Raw genomic sequence first — 16,263 nt, forward strand, 5'->3', positions numbered from 1 at the left:
CTTTTTAATACCTTTTCTATAGCATAGACTTAATCAAACGTTTGATCAACACTCATACATTACTTACGATAAGCAGTTTTCCCTCGACAAATCGTATACTGAATATCCAACTCATTATTTACCAGGAGAATATCTGCATGCTTCCCTACTTCTATACTCCCCTTCTGATCAAAAATACCAACTTGCTTAGCGGGGTTTACAGAAGCCATCTGAATAACATCTTCTATACTAACTCCTTCTAACCCTAACATATTCTTAACACCATCAATCATTCGCAACACACTTCCAGCTAAACTACCATTCGCAAGTGTTGCTCTCCCCTCTTTTACCGTTACAGGTTGTCCGCCTAATTCATAATCACCGTCTTCTAGTCCTTTTGCTCGCATCGCATCTGTAATAATAATAATTCGTTCTGAACCCATTGAATCATAAATAAGTTGCATCATTTCTGGTACAACATGAATTCCGTCTGTAATTAGCTCTGCACGTAGGTCTTCTAATTGAAAAGCTGCTCCCACAGCTCCAATACCACGATGATGAATGCCGTTCATCGCATTACATAGATGGGTTAATTGACGAACACCTTGAGATACAGCTGTTTTCATTTGAGAAAATGAAGCATCTGTATGACCAGCAGATACATTCACGCCTGATTCGTGTAGGTATTTAATAAATTCTCCATTTGCATCATGCTCGGGTGCCATCGTAATTGTACGAATGTTATTTCCTGATATCTGTTGCCAATGTCGAAATTGATCTAAGTCTGGCTGTACAATATATTCTTTTGGCTGTGCTCCAGCTTTCGACACTTCCACAAATGGCCCTTCTAAATGAACACCCATCATTTCTGCAGTACCAGCCTGATTTTCAAACGAATAAACATTTGAAAGAGCTTTTTCAATTTCTTCAGGTGATTGAGTAATTGTTGTAGCAAGATAACTTGTCGTTCCTTCACTAGGAAGTTTTTCCGCTAACATTTGTAATGAATGAACATCTGCATCCATAACATCAACGCCATATCCACCATGAATATGCCCGTCAATAAATCCCGGCATTGCATTCCATTCATGGTTTGCATCAATTACTTCGAAACCTTCTGATGGCTCAAACTGCTCCTTCTCGGAAATAATGCACTCAATTTTCCCTTCACTTACAAAAATCCCTGCATTCTCTATTTTTTCAAAACCAGTATAAATCGTTTTTATATTCTTTATCCATACGTTTCCGTTCCCCATTTTTTCAGGCACTCCCATTCTAAAGCATCAATCATATAGTACTTTTATTATATACCTTCTACCGAAAACAAAAAAGATTGCTGTCGATATTTCCCGGGAAATGATAAGTTAGTAATTAAATTGTCTAATTTTTATCCAAAAACAAGAAATTTTTCTATAATTATATTGTAGGATTAGTCCATATAGTTATATAATATAGAAATAAGTGTTTTACTTGGAGGGGAAAATTATTACTACCGTCTTAACATATGGTACATTTGATATGTTACATATTGGACATATTAATTTACTTAAAAGAGCGAAAAGTTTAGGCGATTATTTGATAGTAGGAATTTCAACAGATGATTTCAATACATTAAAATCTAAAAAATCTTACTATTCATATCCAGACCGTAAATTAATTGTAGAAGCAATACGGTATGTAGATAAAGTAATTCCAGAATCCACTTGGGAGCAAAAAATAGAGGATATTAAGAACTATAATGTCGATTATTTTGTAATGGGAAGTGATTGGGAAGGTAAATTTGATTATTTGAATCCATATTGTGAAGTAATATACTTATCCAGAACTGAAGGTATATCGACTTCCAAGATAAAAGATGACTTTTCACAATAAATTACCATATTAGCCAATTTCCGACAAATTACATTTGAAATGTAATTTTAAATTTACGTAAAGTTATATTCATAGTAAAATGATATATGGTTGTCAAGAATTCCAACCTAAATCCTTTTGAAAAGGAGTTTAAAAGATGAAAAAGAATAAATCTGTACAAACACGTACAGTAATGAGAAAAAAGAAAAAACGTAGAATAAGAAAGCGTGTCTTATTTATTTTACTACCAATAGTTATTATATTTTTTGGAGTGTTAGGCTACGGCGTTCATTTATATGTTCAAGCTCAAAATGCTGTCTCTAACTCGTATGAAGATGATGGCAGAGAAAAATCAGATCTACGAGAAGGACAAGTGGATCCGAACATTGATAATGTATCTATCTTAATTATTGGTACAGATGCAAATGAACACCGTGATAACGCAGATAATGCAAGATCAGATGCACTTATGCTTGCTACATTTAACAAAGATAAAGAAAGTGTGAATTTAGTTAGTATACCACGTGATTCTTATGTTCATATTCCCGAGGTAGGATATGAAGACAAAATCACACATGCTCATGCGTATGGAGGACCTAAAGCAACAATCGAAACCGTGGAAAACTTGATGAATATTCCAGTTGACTATTATGTTCGTGTAGACTTTCATGCTTTTGTAGATGTAGTTGATGCTATTGGGGGTATCGATGTTAACGTTCCTTATGAGTTTAAAGAATCTAACTCAATGGATAAACGAGACGCAATTCACTTATTAGCCGGTGAACAAACAGTAGATGGAGAAGAAGCACTTGCTTTAGCCCGTACTAGAAAATTAGATAATGACATTGAACGTGGAAAAAGACAAATGGAAATCATTAATGCAGTAGCAAAAAAAGCAGCTTCAGTTAATTCAGTATTTAATTTTGATGATGTCATAAATGCTGTCGGTGACAACATGTCTACAAATATGAGTTTTAAAGAGATGAGAACTTTCGTAAGTTATGTAACAGGTGGGTTAAATATTAATAACTATACTTTAGAAGGAACTGATTATCAGCCTGGTTCTACGTATTACTGGCAATTGGATGAAGTAGCACTTCAAGAAACAAAAACTATGCTACAAGATCATCTAGAGATATCAAGTCCTACAGTGAATACCGGAAGCGAATCATATAATCAGACAAACGAGACTCAAGAATCACAAGACCCTCAAAATTATTAAAATAAAACTACCAATCTATAAATATCAGATTGGTAGTTTTATTTATCTATTAATTTTCACTTTTTCTCCCAAAATACGTAATTGTGAGAGGATCGGTTTTTTCTTGTCAGCAATGCCTACTATTTCTGAGAATAGCTGTATTGCAAATAATATTAAACATCCTATCATCAATGAAGTAATCATACGAGCACTATTAAAAATAACGGCCATTACTCCAAAATAAATACTAAATCCATAGATAATCAGTACAGATTTCCGATGAGAATACCCTTTATTCATTAACAAGTAATGTATATGTTTATTATCAGCAACCGCTATCCCTTGATGGTTACTTAAGCGTCTAAAAATAGCTAATATAGTATCAAATATAGGGATTGCTAATACGATTGCTGGAACAATGAAACTAAAGAATGCAATATTTTTAAACAATCCTAACATGGAAACAACAGCTATAGAATAACCTAATAATAATGCTCCTGTATCTCCCATAAAAATTTTAGAAGGATAGAAGTTATAAGGTAAGAAACCTAACGTACTTCCAATCAGTATCACACATAATCCAATCACTAAAATACGATAGTCCATGATAGCCATCACCAGAATACTGGATAATCCAATGACTGATATGCCAGCAGCTAATCCATCTAATCCGTCTATTAAATTAATCGCGTTAGCTGCAGCTACAATCCAAAAAATAGATAAGGCTATTCCTATATAATCATTTAAAAAAACTGTTCCAGCAAACGGAATCGTCAGTTTCTCAATCACAAGTCCCGAAGATGTAACAACAGTTGCCGCCATTAATTGACCAGCCAACTTATAACTTGCCCGTAAATTAAACATATCGTCTAATAATCCTGTTAGTAGTATAATTACAGCACCTATTATAATCCCAATCATCTCAGGTGAGTCTGGTGATAAATATATAAAGCCAACAGCTATACCGATAAATATCCCTAATCCACCCATACTAGGCTTTGGTATTTTATGCATTTTTCGTACTTGATCTGGTCTATCTACAAAATTCAAAGTATGAAACAATTTTATCATCAATGGTGTAACAATAAGAACTGTTCCAACTGATAAAAGAAATGCAATTAACAACTCTCCTATCGACCACATAATAATCCCCACTTTTCAAGGAGTTTTGTATATCCTTGTACATTTTATCATATTTTTAATAGATTAGGTGTTTTAATGTAGAAATATAGTAAAAACCACTGACAAAGAATTGTCAGTGGTGATTATCATCAGTATTAACGGTATTGTGGAATATCGAATTTATACATTGGATTATCCAATTGATCATAAATATTTTTAATATTATTTACCTGTTTTGTTGCCCAAGCAATATCTGTAGCATATTGATGAGTAGCAGGATTAGCCGGATTCCAACGCATTTTGTAAAGGGTATCTTGTCCACCATGGATATACCCTTCTCCAATAAATTTAGCTCCTCCTATAATTGCTTGTTCAGGAGAAAACCAACCTTCATTATATGCACGAATAGCTCCACCTGCTCTTGCATTACTATCTACTGCACCGATACCAAACATATTATAGGATGTTTTAATATTCGTAAGACTAGATCTATTAGATGATGTTACCAACACTGGATTTCCACTACTATTTTTACCTACTTCAATTCCAGTAGCTAAATCTGAAGTTCCATGCCCAGTCTCTAATAATGCATGTGAGATTAGATATACTTCGTTAACACCATGTTGACGACTTGCACTGATAAATGACTGGCCTTTTCCACTTAAGATACCCTTACCAGAGAGAACATTATTTAATGAAGATGCTGTCACGCCAACACTTTCTGAGAGGACAAGATGTTGGAAAATATCATTGTTATCCGGATCTAGGTACTGTAAGACATCTTGTTCAGGAGCATTTCTCCATGTTTGATAAGAAATCCCGTGCCAAGTTCCACCTTCTTCTACTATGTTTACCGTTGTTCCTCTTGGAATCACACCATAAGAATGGCTGCTGCTGCTCTTTGCAGATCGTACATTAACGTTCGCTGTTGTTCTTCCAACGAGTGTATTTATATTGGCCAAGGATGAGTGAACATACACAACTTGGCTTCTGTATCGAATTTTGTACCATTTATTACTACCACTATAAACGGCACCCGTTACTTCCTCAATATAATCTATTGATGTTCCATTACTTACATTAAATGCAACATTACTAATTAATTGTGGAGCAGTGCGTAAGTTGACACTAGACCCCGTAATAGCAGCTGTTCTACTTAGTTCAATATAATTCTTATGAACATAAGCTGGAGAGTTACGATACGCATCTGTCTGGGGACTCACAGCCATTTGCCTAGTTAGAGTTTGAGATAATGTGGTTGGATAAGGCGTATATTCTATAATCCAACGATTTTCACTAGCTTCTTCAATTTTTGCTAATGTAATCTCATCTGCAATACCACTAACTGGAAGGCCATAATCCTTTTGGAATTCCTTCAGTCTTTTTTCTGTCCAATCACCAAAGTAATCACTTATAGCGATCCCATCATAACCTAAATTATTTAGGTTTTCTTTTAAGGTTATGATATCTGGATGTCTATTCCCTAATTGTAATGGACTATTATAAATTTCATCAATCTTAGCAAAAGTAACTTCATCTGCTATCCCATTTACACGCAGCCCATAGTGCTCTTGAAAGTTTCTTACTTGAGTTTCAGTAAAACTACCAAATAATGTAGATACCGTAATATAACCAAAACCAATATGATTTAATTTCTCTTTTAATTCTACGGTTCCATCATGGCGTTTACCATTCTGAAAGGGACTATTATAGACGCTTGAAATTTTTTCTTCAGTAGTATGATCTACTTTTCCTGTTACGGTTAGCTGATAATATTGTTGAAATTGTTTAACACGGGTTTGTGTCCATTCTCCAAAATAATTAGTCTCAGAGATACCACCAAATCCAATCGCATTTAATTGTTGTTTAATTTTAATAATATCATCATGACGATCTCCTAATTGAAAGCTTGAATTATAATAAGTTTCATCAAGTTTTAACCAAGTGATCTCGTCTGCTATACCATTCACCACAAGACCGTGATCCTGTTGGAATTTTCTCACTTGAGTTTCTGTAAAACTTCCATATAATGTGGATACTGTAATATGGCCATATCCTAGGCGATTCAGTTTTTCTTTTAATTCTACTGTATCTTCATGACGTTCTCCTTCTTGGAAAGGACTATTAAAGACTTCCTCAAGTTTATCTTGGGTAGAACCATCTATCTTTCCTGATACGGTTAGGTGATAATATTCTTGGAATTGTTTGACACGGGTTTCTGTCCAACTTCCAAAGTAGTTAGTCTCGGATATACCATCAAATCCGACTCTATTTAACTTCTGCTTGATAGAGATAAGCGCATTATGTCGATCTCCATACTCAAATACATCCGTAGATGCCAACTCCTCTAGCTTCCTTAACGTTGGTTCATCCGCTATTCCATTTACTCGCAATCCATGGTCACGTTGGAACTGCTTCACTTGACTTTCCATGTAATCTCCAAATAATGTCGTTACAGTAATATAGCCATATCCGATACTATTGAGCTGTTCTTTGATCGCTTTTGTATCTTCATGACGTTTGCCATTCTGGAAGGGGCTATTGTAAACACTATTTAGTTTCTCTTGTGTTGCTGGACCTATTTTCCCGTCAACACTCAAACCATAGTATTCTTGAAATTGTTTAACACGAGTCTCTGTCCAACTTCCAAAGTAATTGGTCTCGGATATACCATCAAATCCAATCGCATTTAACTTTTGCTTGATAGAGATAAGTGCATTATGACGGTCTCCTAGTTCAAACACATCCGTAGATGCGAGTTCTTCTAGCTTCGCTAGAGTGCGTTCATCTGCTATTCCATTTACGCGAAGGCCATGATCGCCTTGGAATTTCTTCACTTGGCTCTCCATGTAATCTCCAAATAATGTCGTTACACTAATATAGCCATATCCAATACTATTCAGCTGTTCTTTGATTATTTTTGTATCTTCATGACGTTTACCAAGTTGGAAGGGACTGTTATACACACTATCTAACTTATTGATGGTTTCCTGGTCCACTTTTCCTGTCACAGAAAGTTGATAGTATTCTTGGAATTGCCTCACACGAGTCTCTGTCCAATCACCGAAGTAATCCGTCTCAGATATACCATCAAATCCTATGTGATTTAATTTTTCTTTGATTTCTACAAGATCTTCATGGCGATCTCCTTTTTCATATGGAAGGGAGACTGTCGCTGCAAAAGCTTCTACCTGCTCAGAATCTGTCTTCCCCTCTTCCTCTCGAGGAGTTGTTTCTTTTTCTTCCGAAGAATTGTCATCTGAATTCTGTTCTTCGTTAGATTCTTCTTCCTCTTTATTCTCTACTTCTTTATCATTTTGGAATGAAGAGTTTTCTTTTTCATGAGAAGATTCGTTATTATCTTCTTCGGGTTCCTCTTGAAAATCACCTTTTTGAGAGTCATCCGTATCATTATTTACCTCTTTACTAGATTGATTTTCTGTTTGAGAAGCTTGCTCTTTTTCTCCATTACTCGCCATATTGGCATGAGTAATTGCTGGACTAAAGTGAAACAAAACCATAATACATATCAATACTATTACGAAATTCTTTCTTGTCACTTTAGTTCTCACCTCCTTTATACTTATACTAACTTACTAATCTAGTATTGGTAAAGGTTTACAATAAATAAAATTACAATATTGTATCTAATTTGTAATTATTATTTAAGATTATGTAACTACAATTTAGTGTATAGTACCATATAAACCTTTATTTAAATAAATGGAGTGAACATTATGTACTTATGCTATATGAGAAACTATAAAAAGCCCTTTGAATTCGTACGATTGCTAGCAAAAGCCAGTAAATATTATGGAATCGATATAATATACTGCCATCCTTCACAAGTAGACACAAAAGATGGAAAGATTAGCGGAAAGATACTATTAAATAATCGTTGGGAATCTATTACCGTCCCTATTCCTGAATATATTGACTTGAACGCCTATTGTTATAAATATAAAGATACTATGGATTATTTGAAAAAAAAGAGTACCCTATCATCGCCAAGGAGGTTTGGTTCAAAAGAAAGCGTATATAAAAAACTTATTGATGATGGACAATTTGCTAAAATCGTACCTCCTACACTATTAATAAATAGTGAAAATGATTTTTGTTTACTAGTAGAAGATTATAACAAAGTGATTTTAAAGCCAAAGAAGGGGCATAAAGGACAAGGGATTTATATGATCAATATTGTAGAAGATGGTTATCATGTAACACAAGATTGTGAGGAAAAAATATTTAATCAAGCCGAAATGGAAACATTTCTACAAAAACAGATTATTCCCAATAATTACCTCGGGCAGAAATATGTAGAGTCCACAACGAGTAACGGTGATCCGTTTGATTGCCGAATTCGTCTTGAAAAAAATGGTGAAGGTAATTGGGAAGTAGTTATAAATTTAGTCCGTATAGGGTCTGGTAATAAAGTAGTTTCGAATGTTGCACAGGGCGGAAGTGTGAACAAGCTAATACCATTTCTAAAATATAATTATCCCGAAAACTGGAATGAAATTAAAGAACAAATTGATTATATAGCGGAAAATTTACCTGAAAAGATTGAACAGTTATTTAAGAAGAAAACTTCTTTTCTTGGAATTGACCTAGGGATTGATAAAAAAGGAAATGTGTACTTGTTTGAGGTGAATTCTGCGCCTGGTGTTGAATTTGGTGAAGGCGAATTAGCCAATATTAAGTCCGATTATTACAACTATATATTAAAAAACAAAAAGCTTAGCAAGAATTAAACAAAAGCAGACTATCGACAAATTTTTCGACAGTCTGCTTTATTCATAAGTACATTTATAGGTAGAAAGTGTTGAGTAAGGAGCTCAAATGAAATTACTTATTTTTAAATAGCTTTCCAACTATACGAATAAGTCTAGTCATTTTCCAAGATGTACTTGACTTTATTTGATTTATTTCTTTGTCTTTTTGCTTATTTTCTAATCTCAATTGTTTTACTTCTTGTTGCAATTGATTTAATTGGCTACTGTTTTTATCTTTGTCTGGAATACTCAATAGTTCTCTTAGCGCATAGGAATAATAATTACTTCTGTGATATGCTACTTCAGAAATTAAAGCAATTGTGCTTGGGCCATCGTTCACTTCAAATAAATATAATTTTCCACTACGATCAATTCCTATATCCATTCCCATATACATAATATGTGTATTTCTCAATTCCTCCATCTTTTTAGGAATTGACTTTCCTACTTCCTTTAAAGAATCATATATTTCAGACCAATTATTATTAAAATTAGCTTTTAGAAAAGGTTTTGGGTCACTTATTCCTCCTCCTTGGTTAACATTAGAAATAATTGATTGTCCAATTCCGATTCTTATATACATTTTTGCAACTGACCAATTTCCACTGCCATCTTTTTCGACATGGATTCTACAATCAAATGGATCTCCTTGAGTCGTCCTTGATGACACATATTTTTGGAGAATGTAACCTTTTCGGTGAATAGTATGATAATAAAATTCTTCAAGCTCTTGTAGATTCATGATTTTCATTTCTGTCTGATAACCAAGTCTAAAAGTATCTTCGTTTTCCACTTCCAAGAAATGTACACCTTTTCCTCGAAGTCCCCTAATAGGTTTCAATACTGTTTTTTTATAAAGCTTTAAATAGTTCAACAGTTCTTCAAATGTTTTTACTTTTTGGGTTGGAATAACTAAATGAGAAAAATTATTATCTTCTTTTAATATGTCTTGTAATTTTTGTTTACTAAGAGTGTTCTCTCTATTATCTGACAGAAATGTGTTGTCTTTGAGATAATCCATAATCTCCCTATTGCTCTTTTTAAAGCAATAGGGAGAAATATCAATAAATCTAGGTACCTTCGTTGATTTGGTTTTCCATTTTCCATTATTCAATACCTTCCCACGTACCATACCAGAATCTATGTCTACATCTTTTGGTCTTAAGTATATTAAATCAATATCATAGGATTTAGCAATCAGTGCTGTGATGGTTGCTAATTTTGTCGGTTGATTGAAATTTGTCATAAAACCAATTTCTTGCATAAATATATCCCACTTTCCTATTCTTAGCTTATTATTCGAAAACCAGTTTTTGTAGGTTTCCCAGAAAATACGACTTCTTTATCTTCAATATTTTTTACTATTGATTTTCTTGATCCTTTTTGAACAAATTCTTTAAAATCTTCAATTGATTTCTGGCTTTCACTAATAAGATAAATCTCTACTTCATTCTTTGTTATTTTCTTAGCATAACCATAAAGATTTCTTCTTAAAGCTTGTCTTCTTATATAAGTCATATATCCAACTTTATTAAGTTGACCAGTTACTATATATTTCCTAGCATAGATGTCCTTTTTGGGTGTTTTTACAACCTTTAACTCTTCTACTGCCCAACTTTTTAAAGGCTCTAATAAACTTAGATAATCAAAATAAAATGGTGATCTGTATTTTCCCTTTGTTTCCGGGAAATAATAATCAATAATTGCTGCTGGTACATCCTTTGATTCACCAGTTAAAGGGAATGGATGGAATCCAATTTCAGCAGTTGCATTGATTTCGAGTACGACACCTTTACTCTGATCGCTTGGATCTACAATTATATCGACGCCACCGTGAGGAATAGAAGGCAATGCTTTTAATGCATCTACGGCAATCTGTCTTACAGATGTAGATAATTTGTCAGTAGCTTCAACGGGATCACCACCAGAAGAAAGGTTACTTTTCTCTCTTAAAATTACATGTTCCCCTTTTTCAGGCACACTATTTAAATCATACCCTACTCTCTCAAGCATGAATGTTATCTCATAATCTGCCTTAATTGGTTTAGGTGATAAATATGGATTCTTCTTTCTTTCTTCATTCTTTAGATCAATTAGTTTTTCTACAGTATGCTTTCCATCCCCAATAATATTAGCTGGCTTTCTGTTCGTAGCACCAATCACTTGATTTCCAACTACATAAATACGATACTCTTCACCAGGATAATGTTTTTCAACTAAATACTCCTTGTAGGAAAATTTAGACCTCAATTCTTTCAATATACCCTTCAATTCTTGTTCTGAATTAATATTTGTATAAACACCTTTACCCATACTCCCCTTGAGAGGTTTTATAATTACTGGATAATTTATTTCATTGGCATAGTTTATGATATCATTGTCTTCCTCTAATACTTTTCCTAAGGGAATTGGTACATTGCTTTTCTCCAGATATGATTTTGTTTCTTCTTTATCCTGACAAATTCTAACGGCTTTATTAGTTACTTTATCGCCTCTGGAACGGAAAAAATAATGTGTTTTATTGCCATCACTCAATGAGTAAAATTTCCCGTGTGTACTACTGTTTAAACGGTCTAATTTACATTTACTTGTTTCATCATTATACCATATAAGCGTTAATCCTCTTCTCCAACCTTCTAGTGCCACTAAATATGAACATAACTTAAATCCTGTTATATCTTTTACTACTCTTTTATTTAAGTGTGGAAGAAGTACCACTTCTTGAGATTTCATTAACATTCTCCTCAAATTCTTATAGTTGAAACATTCTATACTATATATTATATTTAAATACACTATAAATAAAAAGCTATAACTACAAAATGGAATGAATAAGCAACTATGGTATAATATTATTGGGGAATGATACCTATAAGTAAGGGGGAATAGATATGGCAGACAGTCGCTTTTTAGAAAGTTTAGATCATGACATACCTGAAAAAGCAAATAATTATATGTTGAGCACATATAGTATAATTTTAGAAGCCTGGCGTAGAGGATTAGATATTAACATACGGATATTAAAAGAAAAATCTGGATCGATAGAACCTTACTATTCAATTAGTAATGGTAATAAAGTTCATCATTTCAGTGCTACAAGAGGTGATTTGGTTTCTAAGGAAGCTAAGGAACTTACTAAAAATAAAGTAACGACTAAACAAATCCTGAATAAATATAAAGTACCAACCCCTCAAGGTAAAGAATTTGAAGAAGCAGCTACTACAGAAGAAATAGTTAGCTATGCAACAGAAATTGATTATCCCGTAGTAGTAAAGCCTGTATCTGGTACAGGCGGAAAAGGCGTTATTGCAGGAATTCAAAATAAAGACGAGTTAGTAGAAGCTTTAAAATATGTGCGAGAAAAGTTAAAGTCACCTAAGATTATTCTTGAAAAGTATTTTGAAGGTGAAGATTATCGAATTTATGTAGTAGATGGACATGTTATTGCAGCATTAAAGAGAATAAAAGCAAATATTATTGGAAACGGAAATGAAACTATAAAGGAATTAATAGAAAATAAGAATAAGTATCGTTCCCAACTCCCGTCATTAACAAATAGACCAATTAAAATAGATGATGAAACAAAAACGCTTATTCGAAGAGCAGGATATACATTGGATTCTGTTCTACCTGATGGGGAATTACTGTATATTAAAACGAAAAATAATGTATCGGCCGGTGGTGACTCTATTGATATAACAGATCAACTGTCTGAAAATATTAAACAAATTGCGATTGATGCAACTAATTGTTTTGACTCACTCCCCCATTGTGGCATAGATTTGATGGTTGATGAAGCTAATAACAAGGCAGTCATTATTGAAATCAATTCTCGAGCTCATATTACACAGCATCTATTTCCAATGGAAGGTCAAGCTAGGGATATCCCTAGCAGCTTAATTGATTTTTACTTTCCTGAAACCAAAAATTATAATCGTTTAGACTCCTTTAAGATGTTTATTGATTATGACTATATTTATGATTCCTGTATAAGCAGAGAAGCTGCGGAAATACGCATAACAAAGAAACCAGAAGGTCCAATCTTATTAACACGTTATTTAATAAATGGCGTAAAATTAACCGATCAATTTGCAGCTCGAGTCAAGCGAATAGCTTATAATAACCAAGTTAGTGGTTATATAAAACCGTTAAATAATGGTGATATCTCTATTATCGTTGGAGGAAATAAAAATAAGATTGGACAATTTAAAAATAGCTTAGATAAATATATAACTAAATTTAGTAAGAAATATGATATTATAACTAAGAAACGTACTACCTCTATCCCTCACGGTTTTCATATTCATGATAATAAAGTTCAAGATTCTATTAATGAGGTTACGTCTTCTACAAATGTATATATGAAGAAATATAGTAATCTTAAATCAGATTATCAACAACTTGTTCGGAAAGTTGCTGAATATGAAAAAAGAGAGAGAATATTAGATATAACTCAAAAACAAAATAAGCAATTGAAGAAAAGACTTAAATTAATGGAAAGTAGTACTTCTTGGAAAATCACCAAACCAATCAGGAAATTAACACGAAAAAAATAATACTCGTTTATCAAAAAAAGTCCGATCCGCCCAAATTATAGGGTGACTCAGGACTTTTTTAGTTATCTTACTTCTAACTCTGGCATCCATTTCGTTAATCGATTATTTAATTCGCTATATATTTCTAGACTATCAAATGTATCATGTATAGTTTTAATATAAGGGTTTTTTTCAATAAATTTATTAAAATGATGCATTTGATAATTTTCTTTTTTACTTGCCGCTACAAATGTCAAATCAATTTTAGGATTTGTAATATTAATCTTGCTGTCCGAATTCTTTTCAATATCTATTGATAATGCTCCCCCAATTTGACGATAGAGGCCTTTTTGACCAGAATAGAAATTCCCTAATGAATAGATAACAAAGGTTTTATTCCCACGTGAATTAGTAATCCATTCAGCAGGTTGCAATACATGTGGATGATGTCCAAGTATAATATCCGCTCCAGCATCAGACAATGAAGAAGCAATATCAACTTGCATAGAACCTGGTATAAGTGCATATTCTCTTCCAAAGTGAGTAGCAACAACTACAACATCTGGATTCTCTTCTTTTTTTAAACGTTCTATCTCTCTTCTAATACCTGCTGTTGATCCCTTTACAATTCGATTCAATAAATACTCTTTCTTTTTTGGTGGATTCTTACCTAATGTTACAGCAGTGTACGATAGCACAGCAATTTTAATACCATTTTTTTCAATAATCCGGAATTTCCGCTGATCTTTCTTTGATTTGTGTGATCCAACATAATCTAATCCAATACTTTCTAAGTTCCTAATTGATTTCAACACGCCTTCTTCACCATAATCCAAACTATGATTATTTGAATTAGTAACTATATCGGTCCCAAATTCTTGCAGATTTTCAGCTAACTCTATCGGATTATTAAATTCCGGGAAAGAAGATAGACCAAGCTCCTCTCCCGCTACTATAGATTCTAAATTAACAATTGATACGTCGCCCCTACTAAGCAACTTTTGTGCAGGAGCCATTTTGTCTTTAAAATCATATTTACCGTTTTTTTTACTAATGTCATAAATTCTGGAATGCAAAAGAACATCACCAGTAGCTACAAGTTTCACCTTCGACATAGTAACACCTCTATCCCCTTTACTTATTTTTTGCCTTTATTATTCCGCCCAGTTTCCTGACAGGTTCTGTATATTTCCAAGAACTACTTCTTAAAATATGTTTCATGTCTTTATCAGCACGATCTTTTAATTTCCTCATCCGTTGCAAATCTCTATCCATTTTACGTAAAGCATGTTGAACAGATCGTACATTATTTGTATTATACTGTTCAGAAATTTCGAATCCAACTGTGATTGGATCTTCGTATACTTCCTCTTTTATTTTTGAAATATTTGATCCTTGTGGGTACCCTTGTATAATATCTTTAAAACCTTCAATACTCTTTTTATCGGTACTAGCTACTACTATTTCAATTTCATCGAATACAATACTTTTAACGTAACCATGTATGTTCTGTTGTATTGCTTGCTGTTTCAACCATTTATGGAAGTTATATCTTTGTACATTCCCTTTTACTATATATTGTTTCGCATAAAGTTCTCCTATTGGTGCGGGAGCTACCTCTACTTCTAAAGCTGCTCTATTTTCAAGAGGTTCTAGCAATGTAATTAAATCAAAATATACTTTCGATTTTCTCGTGTCTACTTTACCTTTTGTTTCAGGGAAATAATAATCAATAATCGCTTTAGGAATATCTCTTGCTTTTCCTTCAATTGGATATAGGGCACCTCCAATTTGAGCTGTTGGGTTTAATTCTATAACCACCGCTGCGCCTTTTAGATCTCCGCGATCATTAACAATGATGTCTACTCCCCCGTGTGGAAAATCTGGTACGGCCTTCAAAGCATCAATTGCAATTTTTTTATACTCTTTCGGAAGACTGTCAGTTACATCTACTGGATCTCCACCAGAGGATACATTTGTTTTTTCACGTAAGTAAATTACTTTTCCTTTTTCCGGAACGCTCTGCAAGCTATACCCTGCCTCTTCAATAAATTCCAAGATTTCTACATCCATATGAATAAGACAGCTGTTTAGCCGAGCATTCTGTTTTCGAACATTATTCTTCATATCGATTAATTCTTCAATATTATGTTCTCCATCCCCAATAATATTGGCAGGTACGCGATTATAAGCTGCAACTACTTCGTCACCAACAACATATACACGATATTCTTTACCACTCACATATTGTTCTACAATCACTTCTTTATAATCTAATTCAGTTCTCACATAATGCAATGCTTTTATTAATTGCTCTTCATTTTTTATATTCGTTACTACGCCATTTCCAAGGCTCGCATTGGTTGGTTTAAGAACTAGAGGATAACCCAAGGTCTTACTATATTCAATAATTTCCTTATTTGGAGTTTCCGGCTCAAAACCCTTTCCTAAAGGAATTGGCACCCCTGCTTTTTCCATGTAGATTTTTGTATCATCTTTCTCAGAACCTATGTCTACAGCTTCATTGGAAACAAGATCTCCACGGGTTCGAAAGAAGTAATGAGTTTTTTCGTCAGAGGAAAGTGAAAATAGTCGTCCTGGTGGATTCACTCCAAATATGATCATATCTTGAAAATGCTCAGAGTCTTTTGTGTACCACTTTAATTTTAGTCCTCTTCTCCAACCTTCTAATGCTACTGCAAAAGCATCAAGTCTTGTTTTTCTTGCATTTTTAGTTATTTCATTTGTTAAATGAGGAAGACTTATTCCTAATGGTCTTTCTTTCATTCTTTATTCCTCCTAT

11 protein-coding genes are annotated in these 16,263 nt (G+C 33.5%); 4 read left to right on the forward strand and 7 right to left on the reverse strand.

The genetic code is table 11. From position 1 onward, the window contains the following. Positions 1–59: 59 nt before the first annotated feature. Positions 60–1,235: an N-acetylglucosamine-6-phosphate deacetylase gene (nagA, locus tag C794_RS15775; RefSeq protein ID WP_017798129.1), complete on the reverse strand. Its 1,176-nt coding sequence runs from the start codon at positions 1,233–1,235 to the stop codon at positions 60–62. 229 nt (positions 1,236–1,464) lie between these two features. On the opposite strand from nagA, the gene tagD reads away from it, so the two are divergent. Further along, on the forward strand, positions 1,465–1,851 hold the full coding sequence (gene tagD / locus C794_RS15780; RefSeq protein WP_026133829.1) for a glycerol-3-phosphate cytidylyltransferase: 387 nt from the start codon (positions 1,465–1,467) through the stop codon (positions 1,849–1,851). A gap of 136 nt (positions 1,852–1,987) precedes the next feature. After that, the gene (locus C794_RS15785) at positions 1,988–3,052 is read left to right on the forward strand and encodes an LCP family protein (protein ID WP_017798131.1); all 1,065 of its coding nucleotides are present in this window, start codon (positions 1,988–1,990) and stop codon (positions 3,050–3,052) included. Between the two features lie 42 nt (positions 3,053–3,094). Here the strand turns inward: C794_RS15785 and C794_RS15790 are convergent, their stop codons facing one another. Both C794_RS15790 and C794_RS15795 read right to left on the reverse strand, forming a co-directional pair. Continuing rightward, a complete protein-coding gene (locus C794_RS15790) occupies positions 3,095–4,174 on the reverse strand; it encodes a glycosyltransferase family 4 protein (RefSeq protein WP_017798132.1) in 1,080 nt (359 codons plus the stop codon). A 134-nt stretch (positions 4,175–4,308) separates the two neighbouring features. After that, complete coding sequence (locus C794_RS15795) at positions 4,309–7,713, reverse strand: peptidoglycan-binding protein (protein WP_017798133.1); 3,405 nt, start codon at positions 7,711–7,713, stop codon at positions 4,309–4,311. Between the two features lie 177 nt (positions 7,714–7,890). Here C794_RS15795 and C794_RS15800 point away from each other — a divergent pair, with 177 nt between their 5' ends. Continuing rightward, positions 7,891–8,904, forward strand: a complete 1,014-nt coding sequence (locus C794_RS15800) for a YheC/YheD family protein (protein WP_017798134.1) — start codon at positions 7,891–7,893, stop codon at positions 8,902–8,904. Positions 8,905–8,998: 94 nt separating this feature from the next. On the opposite strand, the gene C794_RS15805 is transcribed toward C794_RS15800, so the two are convergent. Both C794_RS15805 and C794_RS15810 read right to left on the reverse strand, forming a co-directional pair. Continuing rightward, the gene (locus C794_RS15805) at positions 8,999–10,189 is read right to left on the reverse strand and encodes a YheC/YheD family protein (protein ID WP_017798135.1); all 1,191 of its coding nucleotides are present in this window, start codon (positions 10,187–10,189) and stop codon (positions 8,999–9,001) included. 23 nt (positions 10,190–10,212) lie between these two features. Beyond that, positions 10,213–11,658, reverse strand: coding sequence for an acylphosphatase (locus C794_RS15810; protein WP_017798136.1), 1,446 nt, complete (start codon positions 11,656–11,658; stop codon positions 10,213–10,215). A 158-nt stretch (positions 11,659–11,816) separates the two neighbouring features. Between C794_RS15810 and C794_RS15815 the strand changes: the two genes are divergently transcribed. Further along, complete coding sequence (locus C794_RS15815; protein ID WP_017798137.1) at positions 11,817–13,481, forward strand: ATP-binding protein; 1,665 nt, start codon at positions 11,817–11,819, stop codon at positions 13,479–13,481. Between the two features lie 62 nt (positions 13,482–13,543). Here C794_RS15815 and C794_RS15820 read toward each other — a convergent pair whose 3' ends face one another. Next, a complete protein-coding gene (locus tag C794_RS15820) occupies positions 13,544–14,575 on the reverse strand; it encodes a CapA family protein (RefSeq protein WP_017798138.1) in 1,032 nt (343 codons plus the stop codon). A gap of 19 nt (positions 14,576–14,594) precedes the next feature. Beyond that, positions 14,595–16,247 carry an acylphosphatase gene (locus C794_RS15825; protein WP_017798139.1) on the reverse strand — a complete coding sequence of 551 codons (1,653 nt, stop codon included), beginning with the start codon at positions 16,245–16,247 and terminating at the stop codon, positions 14,595–14,597. Positions 16,248–16,263 lie beyond the last annotated feature (16 nt).

The sequence above is a fragment of the Oceanobacillus kimchii X50 genome (assembly GCF_000340475.1).
In the GTDB taxonomy this organism is placed as follows: Bacteria; Bacillota; Bacilli; order Bacillales; family Amphibacillaceae; genus Oceanobacillus; species Oceanobacillus kimchii.

What these genes read in the sequence shown, in the direction of transcription:
- nagA (WP_017798129.1), bottom strand. Translation starts at nt 1,235, where the DNA reads ATGGGGAACGGAAACGTATGGATAAAGAATATAAAAACGATTTATACT.
- C794_RS15785 (WP_017798131.1), top strand. Translation starts at nt 1,988, where the DNA reads ATGAAAAAGAATAAATCTGTACAAACACGTACAGTAATGAGAAAAAAG.
- C794_RS15790 (WP_017798132.1), bottom strand. Translation starts at nt 4,174, where the DNA reads ATGTGGTCGATAGGAGAGTTGTTAATTGCATTTCTTTTATCAGTTGGA.
- C794_RS15800 (WP_017798134.1), top strand. Translation starts at nt 7,891, where the DNA reads ATGTACTTATGCTATATGAGAAACTATAAAAAGCCCTTTGAATTCGTA.
- C794_RS15805 (WP_017798135.1), bottom strand. Translation starts at nt 10,189, where the DNA reads ATGCAAGAAATTGGTTTTATGACAAATTTCAATCAACCGACAAAATTA.
- C794_RS15810 (WP_017798136.1), bottom strand. Translation starts at nt 11,658, where the DNA reads ATGAAATCTCAAGAAGTGGTACTTCTTCCACACTTAAATAAAAGAGTA.
- C794_RS15815 (WP_017798137.1), top strand. Translation starts at nt 11,817, where the DNA reads ATGGCAGACAGTCGCTTTTTAGAAAGTTTAGATCATGACATACCTGAA.
- C794_RS15820 (WP_017798138.1), bottom strand. Translation starts at nt 14,575, where the DNA reads ATGTCGAAGGTGAAACTTGTAGCTACTGGTGATGTTCTTTTGCATTCC.
- C794_RS15825 (WP_017798139.1), bottom strand. Translation starts at nt 16,247, where the DNA reads ATGAAAGAAAGACCATTAGGAATAAGTCTTCCTCATTTAACAAATGAA.